2 protein-coding genes and 1 riboswitch are annotated in these 1726 nt (G+C 25.4%); both genes read right to left on the bottom strand.

Features of this window, described 5'->3' with window-relative positions:
* Positions 1-94: 94 nt before the first annotated feature.
* Entirely contained in the window at positions 95-697 is a 603-nt protein-coding gene (locus tag D9R21_RS06235; protein WP_241568811.1) for a solute carrier family 23 protein, read from the bottom strand.
* 29 nt (positions 698-726) lie between these two features.
* Positions 727-827: riboswitch (purine riboswitch) on the bottom strand.
* A gap of 40 nt (positions 828-867) precedes the next feature.
* On the bottom strand, positions 868-1548 hold the full coding sequence (locus D9R21_RS06230; protein ID WP_126821514.1) for a hypothetical protein: 681 nt from the start codon (positions 1546-1548) through the stop codon (positions 868-870).
* Between the last annotated feature and the right edge of the window lie 178 nt (positions 1549-1726).

The raw sequence follows: 1726 nt of genomic DNA, 5'->3' as shown, positions 1-1726 counted from the left end.
AATTTTTTATAAATTTTGTTATCATTTAGTCATAAGCGAAACTTAATTTGTTTCTAATTACTTAATTTTATTAAAAACCTAAGAATAATGAATACTACCGAATTCCGCCATTAACGACAACCCCACCTGGAGCAACGGCATTATCGCCAACAAATCCAATATTGTGTAAACCAATATAAGCAATAAAAAAATCAATTCCAGCACCAATTGCTAATTTTAATGAATCTGGAATCTCATTAATAATAATTGTTCGTAATTTAGTTATTGAAATAAGGCAGAAAAATATTGCTGAAAGCATTACAGCAATTAAAGCCCCTTGATATCCTAATCCATTATTAGCAACATTAAAAGTAAAAATAGCATTTAGCCCCATTCCAGGTTCTAATCCAACTGGCATATTCGCTGATAAACCCATAATTAAAGTAGCAATAAAAGCACCAATTGCCGCGGAAATAAAAATCCCTCCAAACGCCATATTTTGACTTGGATCACTTGGATGATTAATATCTGGTGCAGAAGATAACATATTAGGTTGCACTGATAAAATATATAACATTGATAAAAATGTTGTTAGGCCACCAATAATTTCTTTTTTAAAAGTTGTTTTTAAATCACCAAACCTAAAAAAGCTTCAATCTTTTTTTAAAACATATAATTTATTTCTCCATCTAGATCTATTTGTAAAAATAAAAAACATTAACCTTGTTTAATTAACATAAGTTAATGCAAAATGAAGCATTAACCTATAGAGTCTTCTTATAAATGGTAAGACGTAGAAACACTAGACCATATTACTAGCATATATAGGAATTGTTTAATACATTTACTTTTTAAATATACCGAATTTCATAAAAAATTACAATCCCTTTAATAAAAAAATATTACATTTTCAGAAAAAGGAAAAAATGCTTTAAAACTAGTATAAGTTTTAAAAGACTTGATAAATTCTGTTGTTAAATAGTCTATTGCTAATGCTATTAAATCTTGACGATAATTTTCTACTAAATTCGCTCAACAAAATCATCCCAAAATTAAATAAACAATGCCAATAATAGATAAAATTTGAATTGTAATGTCAATTGCATTAATAACAGTATTGTCTTTTAAAAACTGTATTAAAATAACTAAAATTGTTGCTACAATAAATAAAAATATTGTAAACAACAAAAATCATGACAAAAATTTTAATCAAAAAAAGCATTTTGATTGTTTTGTTTTTTGGTTATAAACATAATAAAAATGAAAAACCATATCATAAATTTTTACAATGCTTTGGTCTTTATCATCAGTACGACGAATAATGACAGCATTACTTATTTTTGAAAAATTCCGTGCTTTAACAATATGGTTTTGTTCTCCAATATTAACATCTTGTAAATCATTCTCATCTAACATTTTCCGTAATAACATCCGTGGTTTTAATGTTGTTTTTTTCTTTTTAAACCTTAATAAAATAAGACCAAATATTAATCAACCTACAAGAAGCAGTCCAATTACAATAATAAAAATAAAATAAACTAATCCTGTTATTTGCGTTAAATTAAACATTTTTTAATCAAGTTCCCCTCCCATATATATCAATCATACCGTATTTTTAAAAAAAAAAAAAAAACAGCATTTTAAAATGTACAATGTTTCTTTTAACTGAGAATATGAAATAAAAAACCTTTCTAGGTTATTATTAAATATATAAAGTTAGGAGAAACATTTTTTATATGGCAAAGGG

Origin of the sequence: Spiroplasma endosymbiont of Megaselia nigra, assembly GCF_003987485.1 — a bacterium.
GTDB lineage: Bacteria > Bacillota_I > Bacilli_A > Mycoplasmatales > Mycoplasmataceae > Spiroplasma.
Note: the sequence above shows the minus strand (reverse complement) of the source record. Positions and strands in the feature narration are given on the sequence as shown.